At 54.6% G+C, this 26,710-nt stretch carries 20 protein-coding genes and 1 pseudogene; 8 read left to right on the plus strand and 13 right to left on the minus strand.

The window, feature by feature from the left end:
* The first annotated feature begins 20 nt into the window (after positions 1-20).
* The 6 genes and pseudogenes from nrfB to gltP all read left to right on the plus strand — a co-directional run bounded on the left by nrfB (position 21) and on the right by gltP (position 6,712).
* Complete coding sequence (nrfB, locus tag OGX66_RS01080; protein ID WP_003031758.1) at positions 21-587, plus strand: cytochrome c nitrite reductase pentaheme subunit; 567 nt, start codon at positions 21-23, stop codon at positions 585-587.
* Positions 584-1,255, plus strand: coding sequence for a cytochrome c nitrite reductase Fe-S protein (gene nrfC / locus OGX66_RS01085; protein WP_199400508.1), 672 nt, complete (start codon positions 584-586; stop codon positions 1,253-1,255). Before nrfB ends, nrfC begins: the two co-directional genes overlap by 4 nt.
* Positions 1,252-2,208, plus strand: coding sequence for a cytochrome c nitrite reductase subunit NrfD (gene nrfD, locus OGX66_RS01090; protein WP_003031764.1), 957 nt, complete (start codon positions 1,252-1,254; stop codon positions 2,206-2,208). The genes nrfC and nrfD overlap by 4 nt, the downstream gene beginning before the upstream one ends.
* Before the next feature lie 8 nt (positions 2,209-2,216).
* Positions 2,217-4,443, plus strand: a pseudogene (gene nrfF / locus OGX66_RS01095) (heme lyase NrfEFG subunit NrfF).
* Positions 4,443-5,054 carry a heme lyase NrfEFG subunit NrfG gene (gene nrfG, locus OGX66_RS01100; protein ID WP_049003568.1) on the plus strand — a complete coding sequence of 204 codons (612 nt, stop codon included), beginning with the start codon at positions 4,443-4,445 and terminating at the stop codon, positions 5,052-5,054. The pseudogene nrfF and the gene nrfG overlap by 1 nt, the downstream one beginning before the upstream one ends.
* Positions 5,055-5,398: 344 nt before the next feature.
* Positions 5,399-6,712, plus strand: a complete 1,314-nt coding sequence (gene gltP / locus OGX66_RS01105; protein WP_003031773.1) for a glutamate/aspartate:proton symporter GltP — start codon at positions 5,399-5,401, stop codon at positions 6,710-6,712.
* A 104-nt stretch (positions 6,713-6,816) separates the two neighbouring features.
* On the opposite strand, the gene yjcO is transcribed toward gltP, so the two are convergent.
* The 7 genes from yjcO to OGX66_RS01140 all read right to left on the minus strand — a co-directional run bounded on the left by yjcO (position 6,817) and on the right by OGX66_RS01140 (position 16,986).
* On the minus strand, positions 6,817-7,506 hold the full coding sequence (gene yjcO / locus OGX66_RS01110) for a Sel1 family TPR-like repeat protein YjcO (protein WP_003031775.1): 690 nt from the start codon (positions 7,504-7,506) through the stop codon (positions 6,817-6,819).
* A 103-nt stretch (positions 7,507-7,609) separates the two neighbouring features.
* Positions 7,610-9,757 (minus strand): formate dehydrogenase subunit alpha, encoded by a 2,148-nt coding sequence (fdhF, locus tag OGX66_RS01115; RefSeq protein ID WP_080602221.1) that lies wholly within the window; start codon positions 9,755-9,757, stop codon positions 7,610-7,612.
* A gap of 204 nt (positions 9,758-9,961) precedes the next feature.
* Positions 9,962-11,422: an MdtP family multidrug efflux transporter outer membrane subunit gene (locus OGX66_RS01120; protein WP_032941068.1), complete on the minus strand. Its 1,461-nt coding sequence runs from the start codon at positions 11,420-11,422 to the stop codon at positions 9,962-9,964.
* Positions 11,419-13,458 carry a multidrug efflux transporter permease subunit MdtO gene (gene mdtO / locus OGX66_RS01125; RefSeq protein ID WP_248891225.1) on the minus strand — a complete coding sequence of 680 codons (2,040 nt, stop codon included), beginning with the start codon at positions 13,456-13,458 and terminating at the stop codon, positions 11,419-11,421. Before mdtO ends, OGX66_RS01120 begins: the two co-directional genes overlap by 4 nt.
* Complete coding sequence (mdtN, locus tag OGX66_RS01130) at positions 13,455-14,489, minus strand: multidrug transporter subunit MdtN (RefSeq protein ID WP_044714891.1); 1,035 nt, start codon at positions 14,487-14,489, stop codon at positions 13,455-13,457. Before mdtN ends, mdtO begins: the two co-directional genes overlap by 4 nt.
* 19 nt (positions 14,490-14,508) lie before the next feature.
* A complete protein-coding gene (locus tag OGX66_RS01135) occupies positions 14,509-14,784 on the minus strand; it encodes a YtcA family lipoprotein (RefSeq protein ID WP_003844749.1) in 276 nt (91 codons plus the stop codon).
* Positions 14,785-15,000: 216 nt separating this feature from the next.
* Positions 15,001-16,986, minus strand: a complete 1,986-nt coding sequence (locus OGX66_RS01140; protein WP_270936157.1) for an alkyl/aryl-sulfatase — start codon at positions 16,984-16,986, stop codon at positions 15,001-15,003.
* Between the two features lie 292 nt (positions 16,987-17,278).
* Between OGX66_RS01140 and OGX66_RS01145 the strand changes: the two genes are divergently transcribed.
* Complete coding sequence (locus OGX66_RS01145) at positions 17,279-18,010, plus strand: response regulator transcription factor (protein WP_044702176.1); 732 nt, start codon at positions 17,279-17,281, stop codon at positions 18,008-18,010.
* Between the two features lie 87 nt (positions 18,011-18,097).
* Here the strand turns inward: OGX66_RS01145 and OGX66_RS01150 are convergent, their stop codons facing one another.
* The 6 genes from OGX66_RS01150 to OGX66_RS01175 all read right to left on the minus strand — a co-directional run bounded on the left by OGX66_RS01150 (position 18,098) and on the right by OGX66_RS01175 (position 24,319).
* Entirely contained in the window at positions 18,098-19,102 is a 1,005-nt protein-coding gene (locus tag OGX66_RS01150; RefSeq protein ID WP_179154422.1) for a carbohydrate kinase family protein, read from the minus strand.
* Positions 19,099-19,959, minus strand: a complete 861-nt coding sequence (locus OGX66_RS01155; protein ID WP_286510764.1) for a ketose 1,6-bisphosphate aldolase — start codon at positions 19,957-19,959, stop codon at positions 19,099-19,101. Before OGX66_RS01155 ends, OGX66_RS01150 begins: the two co-directional genes overlap by 4 nt.
* A 14-nt stretch (positions 19,960-19,973) precedes the next feature.
* A complete protein-coding gene (locus OGX66_RS01160; protein WP_088902833.1) occupies positions 19,974-20,657 on the minus strand; it encodes a D-lyxose/D-mannose isomerase in 684 nt (227 codons plus the stop codon).
* Positions 20,658-20,777: 120 nt separating this feature from the next.
* A complete protein-coding gene (locus OGX66_RS01165; protein ID WP_003826688.1) occupies positions 20,778-21,719 on the minus strand; it encodes an ABC transporter substrate-binding protein in 942 nt (313 codons plus the stop codon).
* A gap of 88 nt (positions 21,720-21,807) precedes the next feature.
* Positions 21,808-22,803: an ABC transporter permease subunit gene (locus OGX66_RS01170; RefSeq protein WP_003031803.1), complete on the minus strand. Its 996-nt coding sequence runs from the start codon at positions 22,801-22,803 to the stop codon at positions 21,808-21,810.
* The gene (locus OGX66_RS01175) at positions 22,796-24,319 is read right to left on the minus strand and encodes a sugar ABC transporter ATP-binding protein (RefSeq protein ID WP_003844755.1); all 1,524 of its coding nucleotides are present in this window, start codon (positions 24,317-24,319) and stop codon (positions 22,796-22,798) included. Before OGX66_RS01175 ends, OGX66_RS01170 begins: the two co-directional genes overlap by 8 nt.
* Before the next feature lie 114 nt (positions 24,320-24,433).
* Between OGX66_RS01175 and OGX66_RS01180 the strand changes: the two genes are divergently transcribed.
* Positions 24,434-26,698, plus strand: coding sequence for a hybrid sensor histidine kinase/response regulator (locus OGX66_RS01180; RefSeq protein ID WP_115489424.1), 2,265 nt, complete (start codon positions 24,434-24,436; stop codon positions 26,696-26,698).
* The last annotated feature ends 12 nt before the right edge of the window (positions 26,699-26,710 follow it).

Raw genomic sequence — 26,710 nt, forward strand, 5'->3', positions numbered from 1 at the left:
GATAACTCAACGGAGTGAATATGAGCGTATTACGTTCGTTATTAACTGCTGGGGTGCTGGCGTCAGGCTTGTTATGGAGCCTGAGTGGAATCACTGCCACGCCAACGCCGCAGGAGTCGGATCAACGCTGGACGGTTACCCAACAGCGTAATCCGGATGCCGCCTGTCTGGACTGTCACAAGCCGGATACCGAAGGTATGCATGGTAAGCATGCGGAAGCCATCAACCCGAATAACAAACTGCCTGTCACCTGCACCAATTGTCACGGCCAGCCGTCACCGAACCACCGCGAAGGGGTGAAAGATGTGATGCGCTTTAATGAGCCGATGTACAACGTGGAGCAGCAGAACAGCGTCTGTATGTCCTGTCACCTGCCTGAGCAGTTGCAAAAAGCGTTCTGGCCGCACGATGTCCACGTAACCAAAGTGGCGTGTGCCAGCTGTCACTCACTGCATCCGAAGCAAGACACGATGCAGACGCTGAGCGATAAAGGACGGATCAAGATTTGCGTCGATTGCCACAGCGATCAACGTAACAATCCGAACTTTAACCCGGCGTCGGTTCCGTTGCTTAAGGAGCATCCATGAGTTGCTCTCGTCGCCAGTTTATCACCGGCGTCGGCGCGCTGGTGGCAGTGAGCGGGACGGCGGGGCGCGTTGTGGCGAAGACGCTGAGCATCAACGGCGTGCGTTACGGTATGGTTCATGATGAGTCTTTATGCATTGGCTGTACGGCCTGCATGGATGCTTGTCGGGAAGTTAACAACGTGCCGGAAGGCGTATCGCGTCTGACGATTATCCGCAGTGAGCCGCAAGGGACATTTCCTGATGTGAAGTATCGCTTCTTCCGTCACTCGTGCCAGCATTGCGACCACGCTCCCTGCGTTGACGTCTGCCCGACGGGGGCATCGTATCGCGATGCCGCCAGCGGCATTGTGGATGTGAACCCGGACCTTTGCGTTGGCTGCCAGTACTGTATCGCCGCGTGTCCTTATCGCGTACGCTTTATCCATCCGGTGAGCAAAACGGCGGATAAATGTGATTTCTGCCGGAAAACCAACCTGAAAGCGGGCAAACAGCCTGCCTGCGTTGAGTCATGCCCGACGAAGGCGCTGACGTTTGGTAATCTGGACGATCCCAACAGCGATATATCCCGTTTGTTGCAGCAGAAAACTACCTACCGTTACAAACTGGCGTTGGGTACAAAACCGAAGGTCTACCGCGTTCCCTTTAAATTTGGGGAGGTGAGCCAATGACATCCGCTTCTGCATTTCATTTTGAATCACTGGTGTGGGACTGGCCCATTGCCATCTATCTGTTCCTGATAGGTATCTCTGCCGGACTGGTCACGTTGGCGATTCTGCTGCGTCGCTTCCATCCGGAGGCGGGCGGTTCAGACAGCACGCTGCTGCGCACCACGCTGGTGTTAGGGCCGGGGGCAATTATCCTCGGTTTGCTGATTCTGGTGTTCCACCTGACGCGTCCATGGACTTTCTGGAAACTGATGTTCCACTATAGCTTCACCTCGGTGATGTCGATGGGGGTCATGCTGTTCCAGTTGTATATGGTGGTGTTAGTGCTGTGGCTGGCAAAAATCTTTGAAAAAGAGGTGATTGCCCTGCAACAGCGGTTCGTGCCGCGACTGACGATTGTGTCAAAACTACTGACGCTAATCACGCCGTTCCATCGCGCGCTTGAGACGCTGATGCTGGTGCTGGCGGTCCTGCTCGGGGCGTATACCGGGTTCCTGCTGTCGGCGCTGAAATCCTATCCGTTCCTGAATAACCCGATCCTGCCGGTGCTGTTTCTGTTCTCCGGGATCTCCTCCGGCGCGGCAGTGGCGCTGATCGCCATGGCGTTACGCCATCGTAGCAACCCGCACAGTACGGAAGCGCACTTTGTGCATCGCATGGAAGTCCCGGTCGTATGGCTGGAGATCTTCCTGCTGGCGGCGTTCTTCGTCGGCCTGGCGCTGGGCGATGACGGCAAAATGCGTGCGCTGGCGGCGGCACTGGGCGGCGGATTCTGGACCTGGTGGTTCTGGCTTGGCGTGGCTGGGCTTGGGTTGATACTGCCGATGCTGCTAAAACCCTGGGCCAACCGCAGTTCGACGTTTCATGGCGTGCTGGCAGTGTGCGGCGCTAGCCTGACCGGCGTACTGCTGCTGCGCTTTTTTATCCTCTATGCGGGTCAGCTAACCGTTGCGTAAGGTGATATCTGGACGTTCTCCTTCCTGAAGCCGGTTTTCTGGCGCTGTTATTAAGCCTCGGGGTCAACGTGTTGACCCCGCTTGCCGTGTTGGTAGGTGTCCGCCAGCGTTGGCAGGGGGTGATGCGCCTGGCAAGCGTGGGCGTGTGGACGCAATTTGCCCTGCTGCTACTGGCCTTTACCATTCTGGTATTCTGCTTTTTGACCAGCGATTTTTCGGTGGTCTACGTTGCCCAGCACAGCTACAGCCTGCTGCCGTGGGGATTAAAACTGGCGGCGGTGTGGGGCGGTCATGAAGGATCGCTGCTGCTGTGGGTGCTGTTTCTTTCCGCCTGGAGCGCGCTATTTGCTCTTCGCTATCGGCGTAATACCAACGCGCTGTTTCCGCTGACGCTCAGTGTCCTTTCAATGATAACGGCCCTGCTGCTGCTGTTTGTGGTGGTATGGTCCGATCCGTTCGTGCGTATCTTTCCGCCAGCCATTGAAGGGCGCGACCTTAACCCGATGCTGCAACATCTCGGGTTAATCCTCCATCCACCGCTGCTGTACCTGGGTTACGGTGGTTTGATGGTGGCGGCAGGCGTGGCGCTGGCCTCGCTGCTACGTAGTGACTTTAATGCGCAGAGCGCCTGGGTGTGCTGGCGCTGGGCCTTGCCCGGCTGGTGCGCGCTGACGCTGGGGATTATCCTCGGCTCCTGGTGGGCCTACTGCGAGCTGGGCTGGGGCGGCTGGTGGTTCTGGGACCCGGTAGAAAACGCTTCCTTATTACCCTGGCTTTCTGCCAGCGCGCTACTACATAGCCTGTATATCACGCGCCAGCGCGGGATCTTCCGCCACTGGTCGCTGCTGCTGGCGATCGTCACGCTGATTTTATCGCTGCTGGGGACGCTGATTGTGCGTTCCGGCATTCTCGTTTCGGTGCATGCTTTCGCGCTGGATAACGTTCGTGCCGCGCCGCTGTTTGCGCTGTTTACCGTGTTGAGTCTGGCGTCGCTCGGGCTGTACGCCTGGCGGGGCCAGCAAGTCCGGCAGAATGCTCGTTTTGGCGGTTGGTCACGCGAGATGCTGATTCTGGTTGCGCTGCTGCTCTTTAGTGCGGTGCTGCTGATTGTGCTGATTGGCACGCTCTACCCGATGATTTACGGGCTGTTCGGCTGGGGGCGGCTTTCCGTGGGCGCACCGTACTTTAACCGCGCTACGCTGCCCTTTGGCCTACTGATGCTGCTGGTTATTGTGCTGGCAATGGTCAGAAGCCGCAAAGTGTCTTTCCGCATCCAACTTCCGGCACTGCTGGCGCATGCCGGAGTGCTGGTGTTTGCGGCGGGGATCGTCTTTTCCAGCGGTAGCCGTCAGGAGATAAGCCTGAACCTGAGCCCTGGGCAGCAGGTTGAACTGGCGGGTTACATTTTCCGTTTTGAGCGTCTCGACCTGGAAGCCAAAGGTAACTACACCAGTGAAAAAGCGCAGATCACGCTGTGGCACAATGAAAAACGCATTGGCAGCCTGCAACCTGAAAGGCGCTTCTATGCCGCGCGTCGTCAACAGATGATGGAGCCGGGGATCCGATGGAACCTGATGCATGACTGGTATGCGGTAATGGGTGAAAAAACCGGACCAGACCGTTATGCCATGCGCTTGTACGTGCAGACCGGCGTGCGCTGGATTTGGGGTGGGGGACTATTAATGGTCTTTGGCGCGCTGCTGAGCGGATGGCGAGGAAGGAAACGCGATGCGTAAATTAATCACAGCGTTGTCGGATGGCGGCGTAAACGCCTTATCCGGCCTACAAGGTGCGCAAACCGTAGGCCGGATAAGCGCAGCGCCATCCGGCAGAAAGTTATTACTCTTAACGCTCGTCCTGTTTTTCATTACTTTCGCTACGCATGCCCAGGTTGTGGACACATGGACGTTTGCCAACCCGCAGCAGCAGGAACAAGCGCTGTCTATTGCCAGCCAACTGCGTTGTCCACAGTGCCAAAACCAAAATTTGCTGGAATCCAATGCGCCGGTAGCGGTCAGTATGCGCCATCAGGTTTATAGCATGGTGGCGGAAGGGAAAAGTGAAGCTGAGATAACCACCTGGATGACCGAGCGTTACGGTGACTTCGTTCGTTATAATCCGCCGCTGAATGAGCAAACGCTGCTGCTGTGGGCGTTGCCGTGCCTGTTGTTGTTGCTGGTAGGTGTCGTGGTCTGGCGAGTGAGAAGACGTCAGCATACGGAGGAAGGTGAATAATGAGCCAGTGCGAGCCGCTGTTACGCCCAATGCCCGTGAAGCGGCTGACCGCTGCGGCGGTACTGATGGTTGTGGCCTGCATTGGAGGCTACCTGTTGACGCCAAAATGGCAGGCGGTTCGTCAGGAGCAGACGCGACTGGCGGACCCTTTACATGCTTTCTCTGATGAAAATATTCAGGAAAAACAGTTGCTTTTGCTGCAATCGCAGATTCGAGCCAATCCACGGGACGGCGTGAAATGGGCGCAACTCGGGGAGTACTATCTTTGGCAAAACGCGTATCATAATGCGCTGCTGGCCTACGAGCAGGCGCTGCGTGTCGGCGGTGAAAATGCTGAGATCTATTCAGCGATGGCAACGGTATTGTATTACCAGGCCGGACAACATATGGCGCCGCCCACTCGCGAGATGATTGATAAGGCCTTGGCGCTGGACCCGGCAGAGGTCACCGCGCTGATGTTGTTAGCCTCAGATGCGTTTATGCAGGCAGACTACGCCCAGGCTATTTCAGTTTGGCAAAAAGTTATGGATTTAAACTCGCCGAGGGTGAACCGGGCACAGCTCGTTGACTCTATTAATATGGCGAAGTTGTTGCAGAATCGGCAAAAATAAATTTGTTTTATTTGTGATTTGTATCATTTTGCCTGTTTAAAAAACAGGCAAACGAACTGGTGAGCGAAAAAAACTCACGCTATGACTTCTTCATTTTTGAACATATTAAAATTCTTTTATAACAAAAAGTTATTCATCAATACCGCGATAAAATTGCATTTTTATGCATAAATTCAGCCAAAAGCCCTGTTCTTAGAGGGTTGCGCGGAATGCCATGCAGATGATAATGATAATAAGCGTTAAAAAACTCCATAAACGAACGCAACACAATTCATACCCTTTCAGTATGTACTATTCCCACACACCGCATGTGGAATAGCGCTCCATCGAGGAAGTCCGTTGTTATGAAAAATTTGAAAGTCAGCCTGGCATGGCAGATTCTAATCGCCATGGTGCTGGGCATTCTGCTAGGGAGTTACCTGCATTACCATAGCGACAGCCGCGAATGGCTGGTGGTCAACTTGCTGTCTCCGGCGGGCGATATCTTTATCCATCTGATCAAAATGATCGTCGTGCCGATTGTTATCTCCACGCTGGTGGTTGGTATTGCCGGGGTGGGTGATGCAAAACAGCTGGGCCGTATTGGCGCCAAAACCATTCTCTATTTCGAAGTGATCACCACCGTAGCGATTATTCTTGGCATCACGCTGGCGAATGTGTTCCAGCCGGGTTCCGGGATTGATATGTCGCAACTGGCGACCGTGGATATTTCGAAATATCAAAATACGACCGCAGAAGTGCAGAGCCACGCACATGGCCTGATGGGCACGATTGTGTCGCTGGTGCCGACTAATATCGTCGCGTCGATGGCGAAAGGCGATATGTTGCCGATTATCTTCTTCTCGGTGCTGTTTGGTTTAGGCTTGTCTTCACTACCAGCAACCCACCGCGAGCCGCTGGTGACTGTGTTCCGCTCGATTTCAGAAACCATGTTTAAAGTTACCCACATGGTGATGCGTTATGCGCCAGTCGGTGTTTTTGCGCTGATTGCTGTGACCGTCGCGAACTTCGGTTTTGCCTCACTGTGGCCGCTGGCGAAACTGGTGCTGTTGGTGCATTTTGCCATCCTGTTCTTCGCGCTGGTGGTGCTGGGGATTGTGGCGCGTATCTGCGGTCTGAGCATCTGGATCCTGATCCGCATTTTGAAAGATGAGCTGATTCTGGCTTACTCTACCGCCAGTTCCGAGAGCGTACTGCCACGTATTATCGAGAAGATGGAAGCCTATGGCGCACCGGCTTCAATCACCAGCTTTGTGGTGCCGACCGGCTACTCATTCAACCTTGATGGTTCAACGCTGTACCAGAGTATTGCCGCGATCTTTATTGCGCAGCTGTATGGTATCGACCTGTCGCTGTGGCAGGAAATCGTGCTGGTGTTGACGTTGATGGTGACCTCGAAAGGGATTGCGGGCGTGCCGGGCGTCTCCTTCGTGGTACTGCTGGCTACGCTTGGCAGCGTGGGGATCCCGCTGGAAGGCCTGGCGTTTATTGCCGGTGTTGACCGTATCCTCGACATGGCGCGTACCGCGCTGAATGTGGTGGGGAATGCGCTGGCGGTGCTGGTTATCGCCAAGTGGGAGCACAAATTTGACCGCAAGAAGGCGCTGGCTTACGAGCGCGAGATGCTGGGTAAATTTGATAAGACCGCTAATCATTAATTAATGAAAGATTGCCGGATGGCGCTGCGCTTATCCGGCCTACGGAAGACGGTGAACTGTAGGCCGGATAAGGCGTTTATGCCGCCATCCGGCAATGCAAACCATTACCCGTTTGTTAACTTTTCAAACTCTTCGCATCCGGTATCGAACCCTTCCATACAACTCAGATTCAGCCAGTGCAGCGCCTTCTGTTTATTCTTCACGATAAAGCCCTGCTCGCCGTTTAAGAACATCATTCCGGCCCAGTACTCGGAATAACCGGTGCGGGAGATGGCGGAGCTGCGTTTGAAATACCACGTCGCTTTTTCATCGTCTGCGGGGATCCCCACGCCGTTGGCGTAAATCAGCCCGAGCAGCATTTGCGCGTCGACGGCGGAGTCATTTTCCAGATCTTCAGAGGCGTTTTGCAGCAAGGTAATGGCTTTGGGGTAATCTGTGTGTCCTGCCTGGGTGTTGACCAGAATCCGCGCCAGGGTCAGTTCTCCCGCTTTACTGCCCGCTTTGGCTGCCTTTTCCGCCAGCGTTTTGGCCTGGGGGTAATCCAGACTGACCGGATTCGTAATTTTGATTTGCGCCAGGAGCGCGCAGGCGTCGGCATCGCCATTGTCGGCGGCTTTTTGCGCCCAATACTCGGCTTTGCTCAAATCGCCCGAACTGAACCAGGTATCGGCAAGAAAGTACTGTGCGCGACGGTCCCCTGCCTCAGCGGCCTGTAAGTACTGGCTTCCTGGCTCAGTATCACTGGCATGGGCAAAGAATGTCATAAAGAACATCAATGCAATGAGTTGTTTCATTTTGAGTTTTATTTAGGGTACGGAATGAACAGTATAAAGAGATCGTATGGATAAAAAAACAGCCTCCGGGCGGAGGCTGTTGCAGAACAGGTACGTAAACGGACTAACCCATCGCGCTTTCGCGCAGACTGGCTTTCAGCTTGTTGTACTCATCAATAACATACTGCTCGGCAGCGCGCTGATCGGCAATGCGTTCAACGTTAACGGCACAGTACTTATACTCTGGCGTTTTGGTAATCGGGCTTAAGTTCTCGGTTACCAGCTCATTACATGCGCCAATCCACCACTGGTAGGTCATGTAAATCGCGCCTTTGTTTGGACGATCGCTGACTGCCGCACGGGTAATGACCCGACCTTTACGCGAGTTAACCCACACCAGTTCTTCGTCCTGGATGCCCAGGCGTTCTGCGTCGGCGGTGTTGATCTGGGCATAGCCCGGTTCATCCGCCAGCGCGGCCAGCGCCGCACAGTTACCGGTCATCGAACGGCAAGAGTAGTGGCCGACTTCACGCACCGTAGACAGTACCATTGGGTACTCTGGGGTGAGTTTGTCGATTGGCGCTACCCAGTCGCAGGTGAAGAACTGCGCCAGGCCGTTCGGGGTGTCGAACTTCTCTTTAAAGAGATAAGACGTCCCCTGATCGGCTTCTGAGGTGTCGCGGCAAGGCCACTGGATATAACCCAGTTCGCCCATTTTCTCGTAAGTGGCACCGTAGAAATCCGGGCACAGATGACGCAACTCGTCCCAGATTTCCTGGGTGTTGTTGTAGTGCATCGGATAGCCCATACGGGTGGCGATTTCACTGATAATCTGCCAGTCCGTTTTCAGATCCCACTTCGGCTCAACGGCTTTAAAGAAGCGCTGGAAGCCACGGTCAGCCGCGGAGAATACGCCTTCATGCTCACCCCATGACGTAGACGGTAAAATAACGTCTGCGGCAGCGGCGGTTTTGGTCATGAAGATATCCTGCACGATGACCAGTTCCAGATCCTCAAAGCCTTTGCGCACTGCGGAGAGTTCAGCATCGGTCTGTAATGGATCTTCACCCATGATGTACGCCGCGCGGACTTCGCCATGCGCAGCACGGTGCGGCAGTTCGCTGATGCGATAACCGGTATGTGCAGGAAGACTTTCCACGCCCCAGGCTTTAGCGAATTTCTCGCGGTTTTCCGGGAACTTAACGTACTGATAGCCCGGATAGGTATCCGGCAGCGCGCCCATATCGCATGCGCCCTGAACGTTGTTCTGACCACGAACCGGGTTAACGCCCACGCTTGGCTTACCGAGGTTGCCGGTCAGCATTGCGAGGCTGGTCAGTGAACGCACGGTTTCCACGCCCTGATAGAACTGGGTAACACCCATACCCCACAGGATAGCCGCGCTTTTTGCCGTGGCATACATACGTGCAGCCTGACGAATATCCTGCGCGCTAACGCCAGTGATATCTTCGACGGACTCCGGCGTGTAACCTTCGACAATCTTGCTGTACTCTTCGAATCCTTCCGTACGGGAGGCGACGAACGCCTGGTCGTACAGTTTTTCTTCGATGATGACATGACCCATGGCGTTGAGCAGCGCGATGTTCGAGCCGTTTTTCAACGCGATGTGCATGTCGGCAATACGCGCGGTTTCAATTTTGCGCGGATCGCAGACGATGATTTTCGCCCCGTTACGTTTAGCGTTAATCACGTGATTCGCCACGATCGGGTGGGAATCCGCCGGGTTATACCCGAAGATGAACACTAAATCTGTGTTATCAATTTCATTGATAGCATTACTCATTGCGCCGTTACCGACCGATTGGTGCAGACCTGCAACCGATGGGCCGTGTCAGACGCGAGCGCAGCAGTCAACGTTATTGGTACCAATAACGGCGCGCGCGAATTTTTGCATTACATAGTTGGTTTCGTTACCCGTACCGCGAGATGAACCGGTCGTCTGAATAGCGTCCGGGCCATACTTCGCTTTGATGGCGCTCAGACGAGTGGCGACGTAATCAAGCGCTTCATCCCAGGAAACAGATTCCAGTTTGCCGCCACGCTGGCGACGGATCATTGGGGTTTTCAGACGAGGGGTCAGGATCTGGGTATCGTTGATAAAATCCCAGCCATAGTAGCCCTTCAGACACAGAGTACCCTGGTTGGTTTTCCCCTGCGCCGCTTCAGCCCGGACGATTTTGCCGTTATCGACCACCAGGTTGATTTTGCAACCTGATGCGCAATATGGGCAAACCGTGACGACTTTTTTCATCGGTCTCGCTCCAGTTAATCAAATCGCGCATACGCGCTGTCGCTTTAGTTATGCATCTTTTATGCCATGTTTTTATCAGGGGCATTCATCGATATTACGGGCGAATTTTGCGCAAAACCCTGACGAAAAACAGGCTGTCGTCATATTTGACGTGACGAAAGAAAATGCCGCGTGACGGATATCACGCGGCGAGGTCGGAGAACGCTACTTCTTGTTAGCAGGGGCTTGATAACCTCCGCCAAGCGCTTTGATGAGTTGAATATTCTGCATGAGTCGTTGGGTATCTATGACCAGGAGCGACATATCTTCTGCGATCACGGGTAATTTGGCCTCTGTTGCCAGCAGGCGACTGCTCAGGCCTCGCTGGTAAGCCGCGTCTGCTGCTGCTTGCGTGTAATGCGTGGCATCTACGCGTTCCATCTGCATTACCCGTTGTTCATTGAGCGTTTGCAGACGTGTTCCGTTAATCGCGACATCGCGCACTGCATTGAGCACCGACTGGTTGTAGCGCTCTATCATCATATTGCTGGTTGCGCGGGCGCCTTCCAGATTGGCATTCAGACGACCTCCGTCAAACAGCGGTAAACGCAGGCCGGGGATGAAGTTGATCTGCCTGCTGGTGCTTTTGAACAGTTGATCGATATGGATAGCGTCTAAACCGAAGAAGACTTTGATATCAAAGCTCGGATAAAACAGGGCGCGAGCGGCCTCGACCTGGTTTAGCGAAGCCTGCACATACCAGCGCATAGCCTGCAAGTCCGGACGCCTGGCAAGCAGGTCGTAGGAGAGCGTTGCGGGTATTCCTGTATCGACAGTTGGCAGTGCGACCGGTTTGATTTCAGGCAGATCTTTTGCGCCGGCACCGATCAGCGCCCGGAGTGATTCCCGAGTTTCTTTGATTTGTCCTTCAACCGCGACGATTTGCTTGTCCACTGCCAGCAATTGCGCACGTGCGCCATGGTACGGTACTTTTGCTTCCAGCCCGTGAGCGACCTTACTCTGGTGGGCCTTCACGGCATAATCAATAACATCGTGGGTCTGCTGCAACAAATCAAGCATCTGGTAGCTGGCTTGCATACTGTAATACAGCTGCGCGACGCCGGTCGTCAGGGAGAGTTCCACTGCTGCGGTTTCGGCAATCACGGCATTTTGTGCGCCAATAGCTGCCGCGACAGCGGAACGATGCTCGCCCCACAGGTCGAGATCCAGTCCGGCGACCAGACCAATCGTCGCTTCAGTGTAGTAGGGGCCGTCCATCCCTAATCGTGGCGCATCCAGTGCGTAGGGGCCGAGGAAACCGTTGGCAGACGCTCGCTGGCGGTTAACCATGCCCAGCGCTGCCATCTGGAGCTGAGAACGCCCTTCCAGCAGTTCAGTCTGCGACTGCGCTTTCTCTTCACGCAGCTTCACTTCGGCGAGGTTATGGGAGCCAGACAGCGTTGCTTCAATAAGCGAGTTTAGCTGTGGGTCGTTAAACTGCCGCCACCACTGTGCCTGTGGCCATCCTGAGCTTGCCAGATGAATGTCTTTAGCCAGTGAGATCTGCTCAGGCTGTAATTGCGGATGTGGTGCAGAATCTTTGCGGATCAGTGCACAGCCGGAAAGGACCGTTGCGCCGCTGAGTATGCCGCAGAGGAGTAATCGAGGGAGATATCGGTTCATTATTGGGAGGTTCCTTGCTCCTGCTCGCTTGCTGGTATTAGCGTCGGGTGAGTCCAGTCGGGTAAACAGGTTATCTGCTGTATGATGCAGCGCTCCTGTTTGGGTAACGTTGGTAAAATGTCTTGAGATGGGGACAGGTTTTCAATCGACGGCGGAAGGCTGGATGCTGTCGCCAGGTCGGCTGCGTATTTTTCCAGCGCATCGGCCAGGTGTGTTGCGCTCTCCAGCAATACCGCGTTATCCAGCGTCGGGGCGTCATTTCGGGTGGTATCCCAGGCATAGAGAATGTCACGGCCCAGGTGAATAACGCGCTGACTACGTTGAATAAGCGCCATGCGTTCATCGCCGGGGAGTTGGCGTTCCAGCGCGACCCTCTCGCACATTTCATCACAGGCGTTAAACGTCGCATGGAGACCAATACGCATCTGAAGATAAGTGCGCATGAGAACAGCATCCTGCTGACGTGGGATCCGCAGTAATTTGCTGAGCAGTCCCAGCGAGCTTGCCAGTTTTTGTGGCAGCGCTTTGGCTTCGCTTTCCGGCCAGACAAAGGTGTAGATCACCGCGGAAACAAGAGTGCCGATCAAAATGCCGAAGGCGCGATCGCGGATTTCCACCAGGTCGTAGGTTGGGCCAAAGACGTTTTCAAGTGTTGCCAGCGCGAAGGTGACGACCATTTGGGTTCCGATATAAGAGGAACGTTCTGAGCCGGTGGCAATCCAGGCACCCATCAGAAAAAGTGGCGCCAGCACCAGGAGAAGTTCGACGATATTGTCCAGCCAGGGCATGACAAAAATCGTCATCAGCAGGGCCAGAATTGCGCCGAAAAATGCGCCGCCGAAGCGCAGTGCCATCTTCTGGTATGACGAGCCGATACTGGGGTTCGCGACAATAATGCAGGTCAGCATGCAGGTGTGAATGCCTTCCCAGTCGGTACCGGAGTAAAAGACATAGCAAATCAGACATGCCAGCAGTGTTTTTAACGCGTAGCGAATATAGCCTGGGTTGGTGAACGCGTCAGATACCATTGAGGGCGGTTTAGCGACAGGAGCTGGCGGCGTATTAGGGTCCATGTGACCAAGCTGTAGCAGGGTTTGGCACAGGGGTTCCAGGTCGCATTCGCGGGCCGTTGTGGCTTCTGCCTGACTGAGTTCCCATTCACTTTGCCAGGGCATACCTCGAGCAACCGCATCTTGCAGTGCGGTTATTTCACAGCACAGTTTCTGCTGGAGATCGCGGGTTGCCGGGTTATGTGCCGTGAAATCGTAGCGATTGAGCGTGGTGTACAGATAGGTGGTTGTGGCAACGCAAGCCTGCCACCAGGCACTCTTTTCTCGCCAGTCTGCGTCATCTGCCAGACAAAAGATGTTCAGCTTTTGCAGCGCCAGCACTTCTCGTTCGATGTATTTTTCCGCAAGCGGTGTTGTCGGTGCCGTCAGGTGATTGAGGGCATCACCCAGCCTGGCACGCAGGGCCTCGCGCATTTGGTTGACAGCGCGGCTGGGAAACCACAAAACGGCGGTCAGCGTCATCAGTAGCGTGGGGTACAGACCAACGACGATGCACCATAACGTCAGGCGAACGACGACCTCGGGGTAGTCGAGCATGCCGGGGAAAGATTGCCCGTATATTGCAACAATCGACACGGCAAAGAAAACCAGCCCCAGACGATGGGTTCGCATCAGGAACATGCAGGCCAGAACGATCAGGCTGGCAATGATCAGACGGACCAGAGGGTAGCTATAAGACCATTTGTAGATCAGAAATAAACTACCAATTTCTAATGCTGTGGCGACGACGAAGAGAATCGCCACGAATTTGGTATAGAAAGCATTGGACTGGATACCATAAAAGAGTACGGCAAGCGAAAGCGCCAGGAAGGGGATCTCATAGGTCATCGAGATCAGTACCACCAGCAGGCAACCCGCCCAGAGCTGCATGATTTGTGGGAGTCTTCCGGGACGTTGTTCGCTTAATTCTTCGTGAAAAAACGCCAATAGCCTGACCAGTGGCAGAGGCAAACAGTTAAGTGCTTTCATTTCTGTGGCTCAAGGGTAGCAACCGCCGATGCGCCGATGCGAAACATCTCTTCATCCGGTTTATCTACCACGATTTTTACCGGGAAGCGTTGGGCAACGCGAACCCAGTTGATAGAGCGGGAAACACGCGGCAAACCGCCCAGCACCATACCGCCATCATCAGGTAATACACCGTAGCCGATTGAATCCACTTTACCGACAAACACTTTGCCGCTGTCGCTCATCAGGCGAACATTGGCTGGTGTGCCTGCATGGATATTTTTCAGCTCTGTTTCGCGAAAATTGGCGATTACGTACCAGTGACGGGTGTCAATCAGGGTAAAAATGGGTCGCATGGCGGAAGCAAACTGCCCGACGGAGGTTTTTAATGCCACCACGCGGCCATCGAAGGGTGCGCGTACTGTTGCCATTTCAAGATGCAGTTTGGTCAGGGCGATATCGGCTTCTACGGCGATGCGCTGAGCTACCAGGGCATCAACGCCACTCACCGCGCTGGCAGCCTGCTGCGCCTGTAATAACACCGCATTAAGATCTGCCGCTGAGGCGCGTTGTGCCGTTCTGGCGCGATCAACATCTTCCGCGGAGACAAAACCTTCCGTCAGTAGTGGTTCGGTACGGCGCAGAGTATCGCTGGCTTGCTTAGCGGCTGCTCGCGCTTTTTCTACCGTAGCCCGTACGGAGTCAGCACCATATTGTTGTGCATCTACGCTGCGCTGGGTCAGCATGATCTGTTTATCCAGAGCGGCGAGCGACGCTTGTGCTTTTGCCAGATTCGCTTCATAGATACGGGGATCGATACGAAACAGCACATCTCCTTGCTTGACCTGCTGGTTATCGGAAACAGCCAGTTCGACAATGCGACCACTGACTTCTGGCACGACATCGATGGTGTCGGCTGAGGCGTAGGCGTCATTGGTCGCGGGTGAGCTATCCAGTTTCCAGATGACGAAGACCAAAATAACCAGCGCAAGTACCAACAGCATCAGCGCGGGAAGTTTGTTACGCGGAGCTTTTTTCGACGAGCTTTCCATAGGGGCGTCTCAAAATAAGTTAGAAAAATACCAGCCAGAACAGCATGGAGTAGAGGGCAAAAAGGGCGGTATAAATAATCCCGATAAAGGCCAATCCGCTATATTTATGCAGAATGAATTTTCGGGTTATGAGTGTCAGGATGACACCGCCAATGAGGCAGAACAGCCAGTCGGGATAGTAAGCACCGATGACCGGAATGGCGGGAGAGAAGTTGCATCCTGTTAATAATGGCAGCGAGAGGAACCAGCCTATTATTCTCAGCGGTATCACAATGCTGGAGTTAACCGTTTGCATAACAAAATACATCCTGTTTATCGCGAACAATATCATGAGTGAATATAAAAATATAAAGCGTCAGCAGCATGGCAATTTTTTAACGAGATAAAATATCTTTGCATGCCCACCGAGTTCATAACTCATTTATTTATTCTATTGTTTTTGCGATTGCACATTGTTGTGTGAATAAATATGCTTCCAGAGATTGAAAATATCTCTGGAAGCGGCTTGTTATTAATTGGGTGTAACGACATTAACCCACAAATCAAATTGATCCAGCATCGCTATCACTTCATCCAACTTCGCGGCTTTGCCAATCACTTTGACTTTCTTCGCGTGTACCAGATCGCTCATTTTCACCTGGCCTGTCAGCACGTCGTGCAGATCTGTACGGCTGATATAGAATGAGGTGTCGGCATCTGGTTGCAGGGTCTGACGATGATTGAGCACGCTGTTGTTGAGCGTCAGATTCAGGTTCTCGCCTTTGTCCAGGTTGAAGTTCAGGCTGATGTGTTTACCTGATGCTTTCTCACTGTCCAGACGAACGGCCATGTAATCGAGCAGCATTTCTACGCTCATTCCGTTGATGGTGTCCGGGGAATTGGTGGTGCCGTGTGTAAATTTACGCACGCCTTCACGCAGTTCTTTCGCGCCGGTGAGGTAGAAACCGCGCCAGGTGGCGGACTCGGCCTGATAGCCCAGCTGTTCAAACGCATTCGCTTGCAGATTCTTAGCCGCCTGGTTGTCTGGTTCAGCGGAAATCACGTGCTTGAGCAGTTCTGACGTCCAGCGATAATCACCCTTGTCATAGGCTTCCTGAGCCAGCTCAATGGTCTGTTTTGCACCACCCAACGCTTTGACGTAGCGTTTACCCATATCTGTCTGTCCGTAAGGATCCAGATTTGCCGGGTTGCCGTCGAAGTAGCCGAGGTAGAAGTTGTAGACCGCACGCGCGTCATGGCTGACCGAACCGTAGTAGCCACGACTGGCCCAGTTATTGGCGAGCGTTGGTGGTAGTTGAATCATGTTGCCAATCTCATTCATCGTATAGCCTTGGTTAGCCATATTCAGAGTTTGATCGTGGATATACTTGATGGTGTCGCGATATTTACCGATATAGTCGTTAATATGCTGATTACCCCAGACGGGCCAGGTATGCGGCATAAACAACACTTCTGCCTGGCTGCCCCACATATCAAGTGTTTCGTTCAGATACTCGGTCCATTTGCTGGTATCGCGTGTTTTTGCACTGCGTAGCGTATAGAAGTTATGCAGCGTGTGCGTCGTATTTTCTGCCGTACAGAGCGCTTTGAGCGCCGGAATATATAAGTGCATTTCGGAAGGCGCCTCGCTGCCTGGCGCTATCAGGAAATCGAACTCCAGGCCGTCGATGACTTTTTTCTCACCGGTTTTGATGATTGATTGGGTTGGGGCAATGATAGTCGGCAGACCTGTTGTCAGCGTGACGCCCAGACCGTTGCCGATATTTCCTTGTGGGTTACGAGGCAGAAGCAGGCCGTAGGAGAACAGAGCACGGCGACTCATAATATTGCCCAGCAAGACGTTTTCGCTGATGGCTTCTTCCATAAAGCCTGCCGGGGCGAGAATCTGCACTTTGCCAGATATCACGTCATTTTCAGAGACAATGCCTTTCACACCGCCATAGTGATCGGTATGGCTATGGGTATAAATAACGGCAACAATCGGTTTTTGCGGACGATGTTGATAGTAGAGGTCCAGGCTGGCTTTTGCTGCCCCAGCGGTAACCAATGGGTCGATAACGATAATACCTGTATCACCTTCGATAAAAGTGATATTGGAAATATCCTGGCCGCGTACCTGATACATCCGTTCAGTTACTTTAAACAAGCCCGAAATACCGTTGATCTGCGACTGTCGCCATAAGCTGGGGTTTACTGTTTCTGGTGCAGGGGCATTGATATCAAACTTATAATCTTCTGCGCGATAAAAGGGTTTTCCGTCGGCATTTTTAAGAATACCTTGGTTAGGCAGTGGTGCGATAAAACCACGCTGCGCATCGTCAAAATCCTGGCGATCGGCAAAAGGTAATGATGTTAAATAACGCTGATTCTGTTGCTTTGTATATTGTGACGCTGGTTGGGATGATTCACTGGCAAATACAGGATTAACTAATATTCCGGTAGTCGCGACCAATGCAATAAAAATCCTGCTCAGGCGGAACGGCTGAGATTTATTCATATGAATCTCCATTTATCATATGTACTGTGAATTTATTAAAATAGTAAATATCGCTGCTTTAATTTTGTCATTATCATAAGTTCGAATGTTTTATTTTAAAGAAAGGAAGTGTGATCTGCGTAGTTATTCTTATTAGGTATTTGTGCCCAAAGTGCTGAGCAGAGGAAAACCTATTATGTTTACTGAATAGTGTGACAAGGATTATATTTTTATCAGATAGATCATGTGTGCTCTTTCACTTCGCCTGATATTACTCACAATAAGATGATAACGAAGTGGACGGAGTCGAATGATGAAACCCGTTGTTCTGGTTGTGGATGATGACGTGGCAGTCTGCTCGCTTTTACAGGATGTGCTGAACGAACACGTCTTTGCGGTGACCGCTTGTCACACCGGGCAGGAGGCGTTGCGCTGCATTGAGACTCAGCCGGAGATCGCGCTGGTATTGCTGGATATGATGTTGCCCGACATCAACGGTCTGATGGTGCTGCAGCAGGTGCAAAAGATGAGGCCCGGATTACCGGTGGTGATGCTGACCGGGCTTGGCAGCGAGTCGGATGTGGTGGTCGGGCTGGAAATGGGCGCTGACGACTATATCGGTAAACCGTTCAATGCGCGGGTGCTGGTGGCTCGGGTAAAGGCGGTGCTCAGACGCGTTGGCGTGTTAACGGCAGAAAACGGCGGCCCACAGACCACGGGGCTTTCTTTCAATGGCTGGCATCTCGATACCGCCGGTTGCCAGCTTCGTAATCCCCAGCAGTTGAAGGTGGAGTTGACGCAGGGGGAATACAGCCTGCTGTTGGCGCTGGCTCAAAATGCCCGCCGGGTGCTGAGCCGGGAACAACTGCTGGAGCTGACGCGTAGCGACAGTGTTGAGGTGTTTGACCGCACTATTGACGTGTTAATCATGCGCTTGCGGCGAAAAATAGAGATTAACCCGCATCAACCGATGTTGATCAAAACCCTGCGCGGGTTGGGTTATGTGTTTGCCGCCGACGTGCAGCATCACGATAAGGCGGCGTGATCGTGTGCAGTTGCCGGATGCGGCGTAAACGCCTGATCCGGCCTACAAAAGCGATAACGACCCCGTAGGCCTGATAAGTGTAGCGCATCAGGCATCAGCCATAGTCGCTTTTAACTCTGCCAGCGTCTTCGCGCCGTCTATCGCATTGGCGCACAGCAAGCTTGCCCGCGCACAGGCGTGTGCCAACCTGACGCTGTCCGTCAGCGACCAGCGCTCATGACAGCCATACAAAAATCCGGCGCAAAACGCATCACCCGCCCCGACGCTGCCAACGATCTCCTCCTGCGCCAGGTACTGCGACGGGATCCAGACGCCCGGCAGATCCGGCGCTTCACCCCAGGCACCTTCCGGACAGTGAATAACCACCCGCTGGCGTACGCCTGCATCCAATAATTCGCGCGCGGCGGTAGCGATATGCGGGATATGTAGCTCGCCGTTGGACTGGCGGATCTCCAGCCCGCTAAATTCTCCGGCTTCCAGCTCGTTAATTACCAGATAGTCGAGATGGCGCAAGGCTGGCATCACCAGTGGCTGGTAGCGCGGGTCGCCCTTGCGTGAGACCAGATCCAGCGATGTTTCAAAGCCGTTGTCGCGCATTTGCGCCAGCAGCCTTGCGCTACGCGTCCCGTACTCCTTATCCGGCATGTCCAGACTGTCGAGCAGTAACAGATATCCCAGATGGAAGATTTTCATCGAGGTATCCAGTTGCTCAAAAGCGGGCAAATCCAGCAGTCTGTTGGCGCCCGGCGAGTGGAAAAAGGTGCGCTGGCCGCTGGGATCGGTCATCACCTGCGACATTGACGTGGGCGCGAATGTCGTGCGCTGCACGTGTTGGCGATTAACGTGATACTGCTCCAGCATCGCCATGATGTAGTCGCCATCGCTGTCCTGACCGATTAACCCCACCGCCTGCAACGGCAGCCCAGTGTGCATTTTTGCCAGCGTCAGCAGCACATTAAGCGGCGCACCGCCCGTGGCGCGTTCGCTACGGGTGATTTCCGCCAACCAGCCGCGTTCCGGCCACTGCACAATTTGATGCACATGATCGACCAGCATGTTGCCTGCGGCGATAACGCCTTTGCGTTCCATCAGACCCGTCCCGCGCTGCCAAAAATGCGCATCTGTTCTGAAACGGTATCGGTAATGGCTTCCTCAATGCCGAGCAGCAGTTCAGCGAATTCGTCGTATAAGGGCTGACGATTCGCCATCCGCGTCTCCACTGCCGACAGCGCCGCCTGCGACATGCCGGTATAGAAGTTGATTTTGTGAATGCCGAGTTCAATTGCGCGCTTGAAATCGTCGTCGCTGATGCCGGAGCCACCGTGCAGTACCAGCGGGATTGCCGCCTGCTGGCGAATGGTGTCCAGACGCGGGAAGTCGAGCAGCGGTTCGCCTTTATATTTGCCGTGGGCGTTGCCAATGGCGACCGCCAGCGCGTCAATCCCGGTTCTGTCAACGAAATCACGCGCCAGCATTGGGTCGGTAAACAGTGATTCGTCGGCATGACCGTACAGCGCACCGCCTTCATCGCCACCGACTGCGCCCAACTCAGCTTCCACCGACACGCCGATGGCGTGGCACATCTTCACCACTTCGCGGGTCTGACGGATATTTTCTTCGTACTCCAGCGTGGAGCCATCGAACATCACTGAGCTGAAACCTAAGCGTAACGCTCGCACCACCGACTCAAAGTGCAGGCCGTGGTCAAGATTCAGCACTACCGGAATGTCATGCCGCGCGGCTTCGAATTTGACCGCTTCGACCAGAGAATCTAGCGAGATATATTTAAAATGCACCTCGGCAATGTTGATAATAAACGGCGAACGTTCTTGCTTTGCTGCGGCAAACAACGCGCGCAGGAAATGTGAATCCAGAACGTTAAACGCCCCTAAGGCATAGCGGTGCTCGCGGGCATGGGCAAGGCCATCAGCGAGTGAGATCAACGGCATAATGTGCTCCTTGGTTAGCGGAACAGGCGATATTCGTTACACAGTACCAGCAGCGCCGGTTCGTCTTCTTCAATGTCGTTGTAGCGGGAAATCGGTTGCAGAAAATGGTTGTCGTGGTCGTCGTCATTAACAGAAGAGACCTCGCCAACCAGCACGTCGCCAAAACCTTCTTCCGCCCAGAAGCTGTGATACAGGCCCGGCGGCAGGCAGATGCTTTCACCCGGCGTCAGGCGCAGTTGACTGCCTGCGGTATGGGTTTGCTGGCAGCCGTCAATTACCACGCTAACGTCGCTGTCTTCCGTTTGCTCGCGGATCCCTGCATTCCACAGTTCTACAATGAGATTGCCGCCGCCGCGATTGATAATGTCTTCGCGTTTGCGCCAGTGAAAATGCATCGGCGTGACCTGTGCATCGCGAACATGCATGATTTTCTCGGCGTAGCATTTCTCGTAAGGCATGCCTTTCGGCGAACCATTACGCAGGGTGAACAGCGTTAATCCTTGCGCGGCGAAATTGTTGCCGCCAAACGCGGTGACATCCCAACCGAGCTTAAGGTCGAACACTTCGCTCCAGGCAGCGGCATCAAGCTTGCGCCATTGGGTCGGGGGGAAGCTGGCAAAAGGGGGGAGATGCACGTCGTGCTGAGAGAAAAACTGGCGCGTGTGGCCAAGGATCTCGTTTATTGCGGAGCGTTTCATCGGCTGAATCCTCCTTAATATAATGCCGGATGGTGCCGCGCTTATCCGGCCTACAAATTCATAGCGATCTTGTAGACCGGATAAGGTATCTTTGCCGCCAACCGGCGTTGTTGTGGCGGGCTATTTAACCGTCCAACCCTTATAACTGCCGACGTTGTTTTTATCGATCATCGTCACTGGGATCAGCACGGGTTCTTTCGGGGCTGGTTTCCCCTGCAATATGTCATAGCCGATTTCAACCGCTTTGGCAGCCATCACCTGCGGATCTTGTGCCGGAGTCGCCACAAATAGTGAGTTTTCGCGCTTCAGCGCTTCTTCACCGTCTGGGGATCCATCTACGCCGACAATAAAGAATTCGCTACGCTGCGCCTGTTTTGCCGCCAGATCGGCGCCGATCGCCGTGGGATCGTTAATGGCGAACACGCCGTCGATCTTCGGATTCGCCGCCAGCAACGCGGTCATGATCTCCAGCCCGCCTTCGCGACTGCCTTTGGCGTTTTGGTTATGCGACAGCACCTTGATGTCCGGGTGGCGTTTAAACTCAGTCTGGCAGCCTTCCACACGGTTCTGGACGGCAGAAACCGGCGGCCCGTTGATGATGACGACGTTGCCTTTCCCTTTCAGACGGTCGGTAATGTATTTACAGGCCATTTCGCCTGCCTGAGTGTTATCGGAAGTTATGGTCGCGTCTGCGCCTTCCGCCGCTACGTCAACGGCAACCACCACGATCCCGGCGTCTTTCGCGCGTTTAACCGCCGGGCCAATGCCTTTGGAGTCGGCGGCGTTAAGGATAATCATGTCGACTTTGGCGGCAATAAAGTTGTCGATTTGCGACACCTGTTGCCCCAGATCGTAGCCGCTGGAAACCAGCGTGACTTTAACGCTATCACCTGCCAGTTTGCGTGCTTCCAGCTCCGCGCCTTTGGTGATCTGCACGAAGAACGGGTTGGCCAGATCGCCCACCGTAACGCCGATGGATTTCAGTTCTTTTGCCTGCACAAATGGAGCTGCAGCAAGCAGGGCGCCAGCACAGAGCGCGGTCACTAATGGCTTCAAACGCATACTCGTTTCCTCACGTAGGGTATTGTTGTTATACGCCTGATGGCGCTGCGCTTATCAGGCCTACGAATGAGTAGGCCAGTAAGCTTGTCTATGCACTTTGATGGTGTCGGGTACGGTATTTGTCGATCAGCACCGCTATGATGATCACCGCCCCTTTGATCACCAATTGCCAGAAATAGGAGACGCCCATCAGCGTCATGCCGTTATTGAGCGTGGCAATGATCAACGCCCCCACCAGCGTGCCGGTGATGGTGCCGATCCCGCCAACAAAGCTGGTGCCGCCGAGGATCACCGCCGCGATGGCGTCCAGCTCGTAACCCATGCCTAAGTTGCCGTTGGCGCTGTACAGCCGCGAGGCGCTCATCACCCCGCCAAGACCTGAGAGCAAACCGCTCATGCCGTAGACGAACAGCAGCACCAGCCACACTTTGATACCGGTTAAGCGCGCGGCCTGCATATTGCCGCCAACCGCATAGATATGAACGCCGAGTGTGGTGCGCCTAAGAATGAACCAGCACACCACCACCACCGCCAGCGCAATGACCACCAGCCACGGAACCGGACCGAGATAGTTGTTACCGATCCACTCAAAGCTGATGTTGGAGTTAATCACCGTCGTGCCGTCGGCCAGCAGGTAAGCTGCGCCGCGCAGCGCCGTATAGGTTCCAAGCGTGACGATAAACGGCGGCAGGCCGGCAAAAGCGACCAGCGCACCGTTAAACAACCCCAGCACCATGCCGAGCAACAGTGCAGCAGGGACTGACAGCATGGCAAACTCAGGAATGAGAGAAACCACCATGGCTGCGACGGCGGTGGTGCCGAGAATCGAACCAACCGAAAGATCGATGCCGCCGGTTAAAATAATGAAGGTCATGCCAGCGGCCAGCACGATGTTGATCGACGCCTGACGGGTAATATTCAGCAGGTTACTCTCGGTAAAAAAGTTAGGCGCGATAAAGCCAAACACCGCCACTATCAGGATGAGAATCGGTAAGATACCGACCGTTTGCATCAGATCGCTCATCAGCATTTTTTTTGCGGAGGCGGATTTCGCCACCTGCTGGGGAGTGGTTGGATTATTCATGGGGTACCGCCTGATGATGGGAGTCGTTCACGCCGGTTGCCAGCGTCATAATATTTTCCTGGGTAATACTTTGTCCGTTCAGCTCGCCGGCAATACTGCCTTCGCGCATGACGTACACGCGGTCGCTCATCCCGACCACTTCCGGCAGTTCGCTGGAGATCATTAGGATCGCCACGCCTTTGCGCGCCATATCGTTCATGATCCGGTAGATCTCGCTTTTGGCGCCGACGTCCACACCGCGCGTGGGTTCATCGAGGATCAAAATGCGTGGCCCGATCGCCACCCAGCGCGAAATCAGCAGCTTTTGCTGGTTGCCGCCGGACAAGCCGCCTGCGCGGACCTGGGCATGCGGGACGCGAATATTGAGCAATTTGATGGCGTCATCAGAAATCGCCTGCGCCTTTTTGCGATCGAGCATGCCCCAGTTCGCGTCACGTTCCAGCGTTGCCATGGTGATGTTTTCTGCCGCTGCCAGCTCTAAAAATAATCCCTGCTCTTTGCGGTTTTCCGTCAGAAAGCCAATGCCGTGGTCAATTGCTTCGCGCGGGGAGTGGATCACCACCGGTTCACCGTCCACTTCAATCATGCCGCCGATGGCTTTGCGCACGCCAAAAATCAGCTGCGCCAGTTCAGAACGCCCGGCGCCGACTAACCCGGCCAGGCCGACGATCTCCCCGGAGCGCACCAGCAAGCTGCACGGTTGGACTTTATGGCCGTCGGTAAGGTGATGGACGTTGAGGCGTGCTTTACCTAAAGGAATGTCGCGCTCTTTGTTGAACAGGTCGCTCAACGGACGGCCCACCATCATGCGCACCAGCTCCGAGGCGTTGAGCTTGTCGCGGGTCAGGCTGCCAACATATTGCCCGTCGCGCAGGACGCTGACGCGATCGGAGAGTTCGTACACTTCCGCCATGCGGTGGCTGATGTAGATAATCGCCATCCCCTCATCGCGCAGGCGCATGATCAGTTCAAACAGGCGGTGGGTTTCACGTGAGGAGAGGGCGGCGGTGGGTTCATCCATCACCAGAATGCGGCTGTTACGGTGCAGGGCACGGGCAATTTCAACCTGCTGCTGTTCGGCGATGGTCAACGTCATCACACGGTCGCTGGCCTTAAACTGGGCGCCGAGTCGATCGATGACTTTCTGTGACTGCATGACCATCTCTTTACGCTGGACCAGACCGCCGCGCGACAGCTCGCTGCCAAGAAAGATATTTTCTGCCACCGTCAGGTTCGGCGCGAGCTGCATCTCCTGATAAATCAGCGTGATGCCTGCGCTGAGTGCATCTTTGGGGCCGCGAATGTGAAACGGCTGACCGTCAATCAGGATTTCACCGCTGGTGGCGGTATAGGCGCCCGCGAGGATCTTCATCAGGGTGCTTTTCCCCGCACCGTTCTCGCCCATCAGGGCATGAATCTCGCCCGGCCAGACCGTTAAATCGACCCCTTTCAGCGCGTAAAATTTGCCAAACGCTTTAGCAATGTTGCGCATCTCCAGAACTGGTGTCCTGCTCATGGCGGATCTCCTGTGGGGTGGCCGATATCAGCAGTCCATCACAGGAATGTAAATGCAAAATGTCAGAAGCCGTTCATATTTGTCATATTGCGATTTTTCTTCACGGAGCGTGATATGCCGCAACCGGGACGTCACTTTTTCGCCAGTGCGCGTGGACGATTGCTGTTCTTCAATCTGCTGGTGGTGGCGGTCACGCTGATGGTGAGCGGCGTGGCGGTGCTGGGGTTTCAGCACGCAAGCCAGATCCAGGAGCAGGTGCAGCAGCAAACCGTTGACGACATGACCGGCAGCATGAACCTGGCACGGGATACGGCGAACGTCGCGACAGCGGCGGTGCGGCTGTCGCAGGTAGTCGGGGCGCTGGAATACAAAGGGGAAGCGGAGCGGCTGCAGGAGACGCAAAGGGCGCTGAAGCAGTCGCTGGAACAACTGGCTACCGCGCCGCTGGCACAGCAGGAGCCGGTGCTGGTCGAGCGAATTATCCAGCGCAGCCAGGAGCTACAAAGCAGCGTAGAAGGTATGTTGCAGCGCGGTCAGCGGCGGCACCTGGAACGTAACGCGCTGCTCAGTTCGCTGTATCAAAATCAAAGCTATTTACGTCATCTGCAAAAGCTCACCGGCGCGCAGGACGATGTGCTGCTGGGGCAGATGGACCGCTTAATTGTTGCCGCCATCGACACGCCCACGCCGCGTTCGGTGGTGAAACAACTGGATGCAGTGATGCCCGCTCTTCCCTTGCTGCATGCCAATCCGCTGATTAGCGGTATCCTCAACGACTTCAACCAGGAGCTGCATAAGCTGGAGCCGCTCTCCTCCGCGCTGGAGCAAAGTGATTTAGCCATCAATTGGTATATGTTCCACATCAAAGCGTTGGTGGCGATCCTCAACAGCGATATCAACCAGTATGCCTCGCAGGTGGCGCTGATCTCAGAGCAGCGGGTGGCGCAAAACCATCAGGAACTGCAATCCGGCGCGTTGTTTATTTTAGTGTTTGCGCTGCTGGCGGTGGTGATCACCGGTTTTGCCGGGTGGTATATCTACCGTAATCTCGGCTCCAACCTAACGGCCATTTCGCGGGCGATGACCCGGCTGGCGCACGGTGAATCAGACGTCAGTGTCCCGGCCCTGCAGCGGCGCGATGAGCTGGGCGAGCTGGCCCGCGCCTTTAGCGTCTTTGCCCGCAATACGGCATCGCTGGAGCACACCACTCGACTGCTAAAAGAAAAAACCAGCCAGATGGAAATCGATCGCACCGAGCGTCAGGGGCTGGAAGAAGCGCTGTTGCACAGCCAAAAGCTGAAGGCGGTGGGGCAACTGACGGGTGGATTAGCGCATGATTTCAATAACCTGCTGGCGGTGATTATTGGCAGTCTGGATTTGGTGAATCCGGAGTCGCCCGATGCGCCACGGGTCAATCGGGCGCTAAAAGCCGCCGAGCGCGGGGCGCTGCTTACCCAACGGCTGCTGGCCTTTTCGCGCAAACAGTCATTGCACCCTCATGCGGTGGAGCTGAAAACCTTGCTGGAAAACCTGGGCGAACTGATGCGCCACTCTCTTCCGGCCACGTTGACGCTGGAGATTGAAGCCCAGTCGCCTGCCTGGCCCGCGTGGATTGACGTCAGCCAACTGGAAAACGCCATTATCAATCTGGTGATGAACGCCCGTGACGCCATGGACGGGCAGGCGGGCACGATAAAAATCCGTACTTGGAATCAACGGGTTACGCGCAGCGATGGGCGTAAGCAGGACATGGTGATGCTGGAGGTAGCCGACCAGGGAAGTGGGATGTCGCAGGAAGTGAAAGCGCAGGTCTTCGAGCCATTTTTCACCACCAAACAGACTGGCAGCGGCAGTGGGCTTGGGCTGTCGATGGTTTACGGTTTTGTGCGCCAGTCCGGTGGCCGGGTGGAGATTGAAAGCGCCCCCGGGCAGGGAACGACTGTCCGGCTGCAACTGCCTCGCGCCGTTGTTCCGGTGCAGGCTCAAGTGGAAGCGGTAGCGCAACACACAACGACCAACGATGAAAAACTGGTGTTGGTGCTCGAGGATGAGGACGATGTACGCCAGACGTTGTGCGAGCAATTACACCTGCTGGGCTACCTGACGTTAGAGGCCGCCAACGGCGAACAGGCGATGCATATGCTGGCGGCTTCATCCGAGATTGATATTTTTATCAGTGACTTAATGCTGCCTGGTGGTTTAAGCGGCGTGGATGTGGTTAACCATGCCCAGGCACATTATCCGCAGTTGTCCATCTTGCTGATGAGCGGTCAGGATTTACGCCCGGCGCATAACCCGGCGCTGCCGGATGTGGCACTATTGCGTAAGCCTTTTACTCGGGGAGAGCTGGCGCAGGCGCTGCGGCATTCGCGTAATTGAGATTCCTCCGCT

The organism is Citrobacter sp. Cf072 (genome assembly GCF_030334485.1).
Taxonomy (GTDB): Bacteria; Pseudomonadota; Gammaproteobacteria; order Enterobacterales; family Enterobacteriaceae; genus Citrobacter; species Citrobacter freundii.

What these genes read in the sequence shown, in the direction of transcription:
- nrfB (WP_003031758.1), top strand. Translation starts at nt 21, where the DNA reads ATGAGCGTATTACGTTCGTTATTAACTGCTGGGGTGCTGGCGTCAGGC.
- nrfC (WP_199400508.1), top strand. Translation starts at nt 584, where the DNA reads ATGAGTTGCTCTCGTCGCCAGTTTATCACCGGCGTCGGCGCGCTGGTG.
- nrfD (WP_003031764.1), top strand. Translation starts at nt 1,252, where the DNA reads ATGACATCCGCTTCTGCATTTCATTTTGAATCACTGGTGTGGGACTGG.
- nrfG (WP_049003568.1), top strand. Translation starts at nt 4,443, where the DNA reads ATGAGCCAGTGCGAGCCGCTGTTACGCCCAATGCCCGTGAAGCGGCTG.
- gltP (WP_003031773.1), top strand. Translation starts at nt 5,399, where the DNA reads ATGAAAAATTTGAAAGTCAGCCTGGCATGGCAGATTCTAATCGCCATG.
- yjcO (WP_003031775.1), bottom strand. Translation starts at nt 7,506, where the DNA reads ATGAAACAACTCATTGCATTGATGTTCTTTATGACATTCTTTGCCCAT.
- mdtO (WP_248891225.1), bottom strand. Translation starts at nt 13,458, where the DNA reads ATGAAAGCACTTAACTGTTTGCCTCTGCCACTGGTCAGGCTATTGGCG.
- mdtN (WP_044714891.1), bottom strand. Translation starts at nt 14,489, where the DNA reads ATGGAAAGCTCGTCGAAAAAAGCTCCGCGTAACAAACTTCCCGCGCTG.
- OGX66_RS01135 (WP_003844749.1), bottom strand. Translation starts at nt 14,784, where the DNA reads ATGCAAACGGTTAACTCCAGCATTGTGATACCGCTGAGAATAATAGGC.
- OGX66_RS01140 (WP_270936157.1), bottom strand. Translation starts at nt 16,986, where the DNA reads ATGAATAAATCTCAGCCGTTCCGCCTGAGCAGGATTTTTATTGCATTG.
- OGX66_RS01145 (WP_044702176.1), top strand. Translation starts at nt 17,279, where the DNA reads ATGAAACCCGTTGTTCTGGTTGTGGATGATGACGTGGCAGTCTGCTCG.
- OGX66_RS01155 (WP_286510764.1), bottom strand. Translation starts at nt 19,959, where the DNA reads ATGCCGTTGATCTCACTCGCTGATGGCCTTGCCCATGCCCGCGAGCAC.
- OGX66_RS01160 (WP_088902833.1), bottom strand. Translation starts at nt 20,657, where the DNA reads ATGAAACGCTCCGCAATAAACGAGATCCTTGGCCACACGCGCCAGTTT.
- OGX66_RS01165 (WP_003826688.1), bottom strand. Translation starts at nt 21,719, where the DNA reads ATGCGTTTGAAGCCATTAGTGACCGCGCTCTGTGCTGGCGCCCTGCTT.
- OGX66_RS01170 (WP_003031803.1), bottom strand. Translation starts at nt 22,803, where the DNA reads ATGAATAATCCAACCACTCCCCAGCAGGTGGCGAAATCCGCCTCCGCA.
- OGX66_RS01175 (WP_003844755.1), bottom strand. Translation starts at nt 24,319, where the DNA reads ATGAGCAGGACACCAGTTCTGGAGATGCGCAACATTGCTAAAGCGTTT.
- OGX66_RS01180 (WP_115489424.1), top strand. Translation starts at nt 24,434, where the DNA reads ATGCCGCAACCGGGACGTCACTTTTTCGCCAGTGCGCGTGGACGATTG.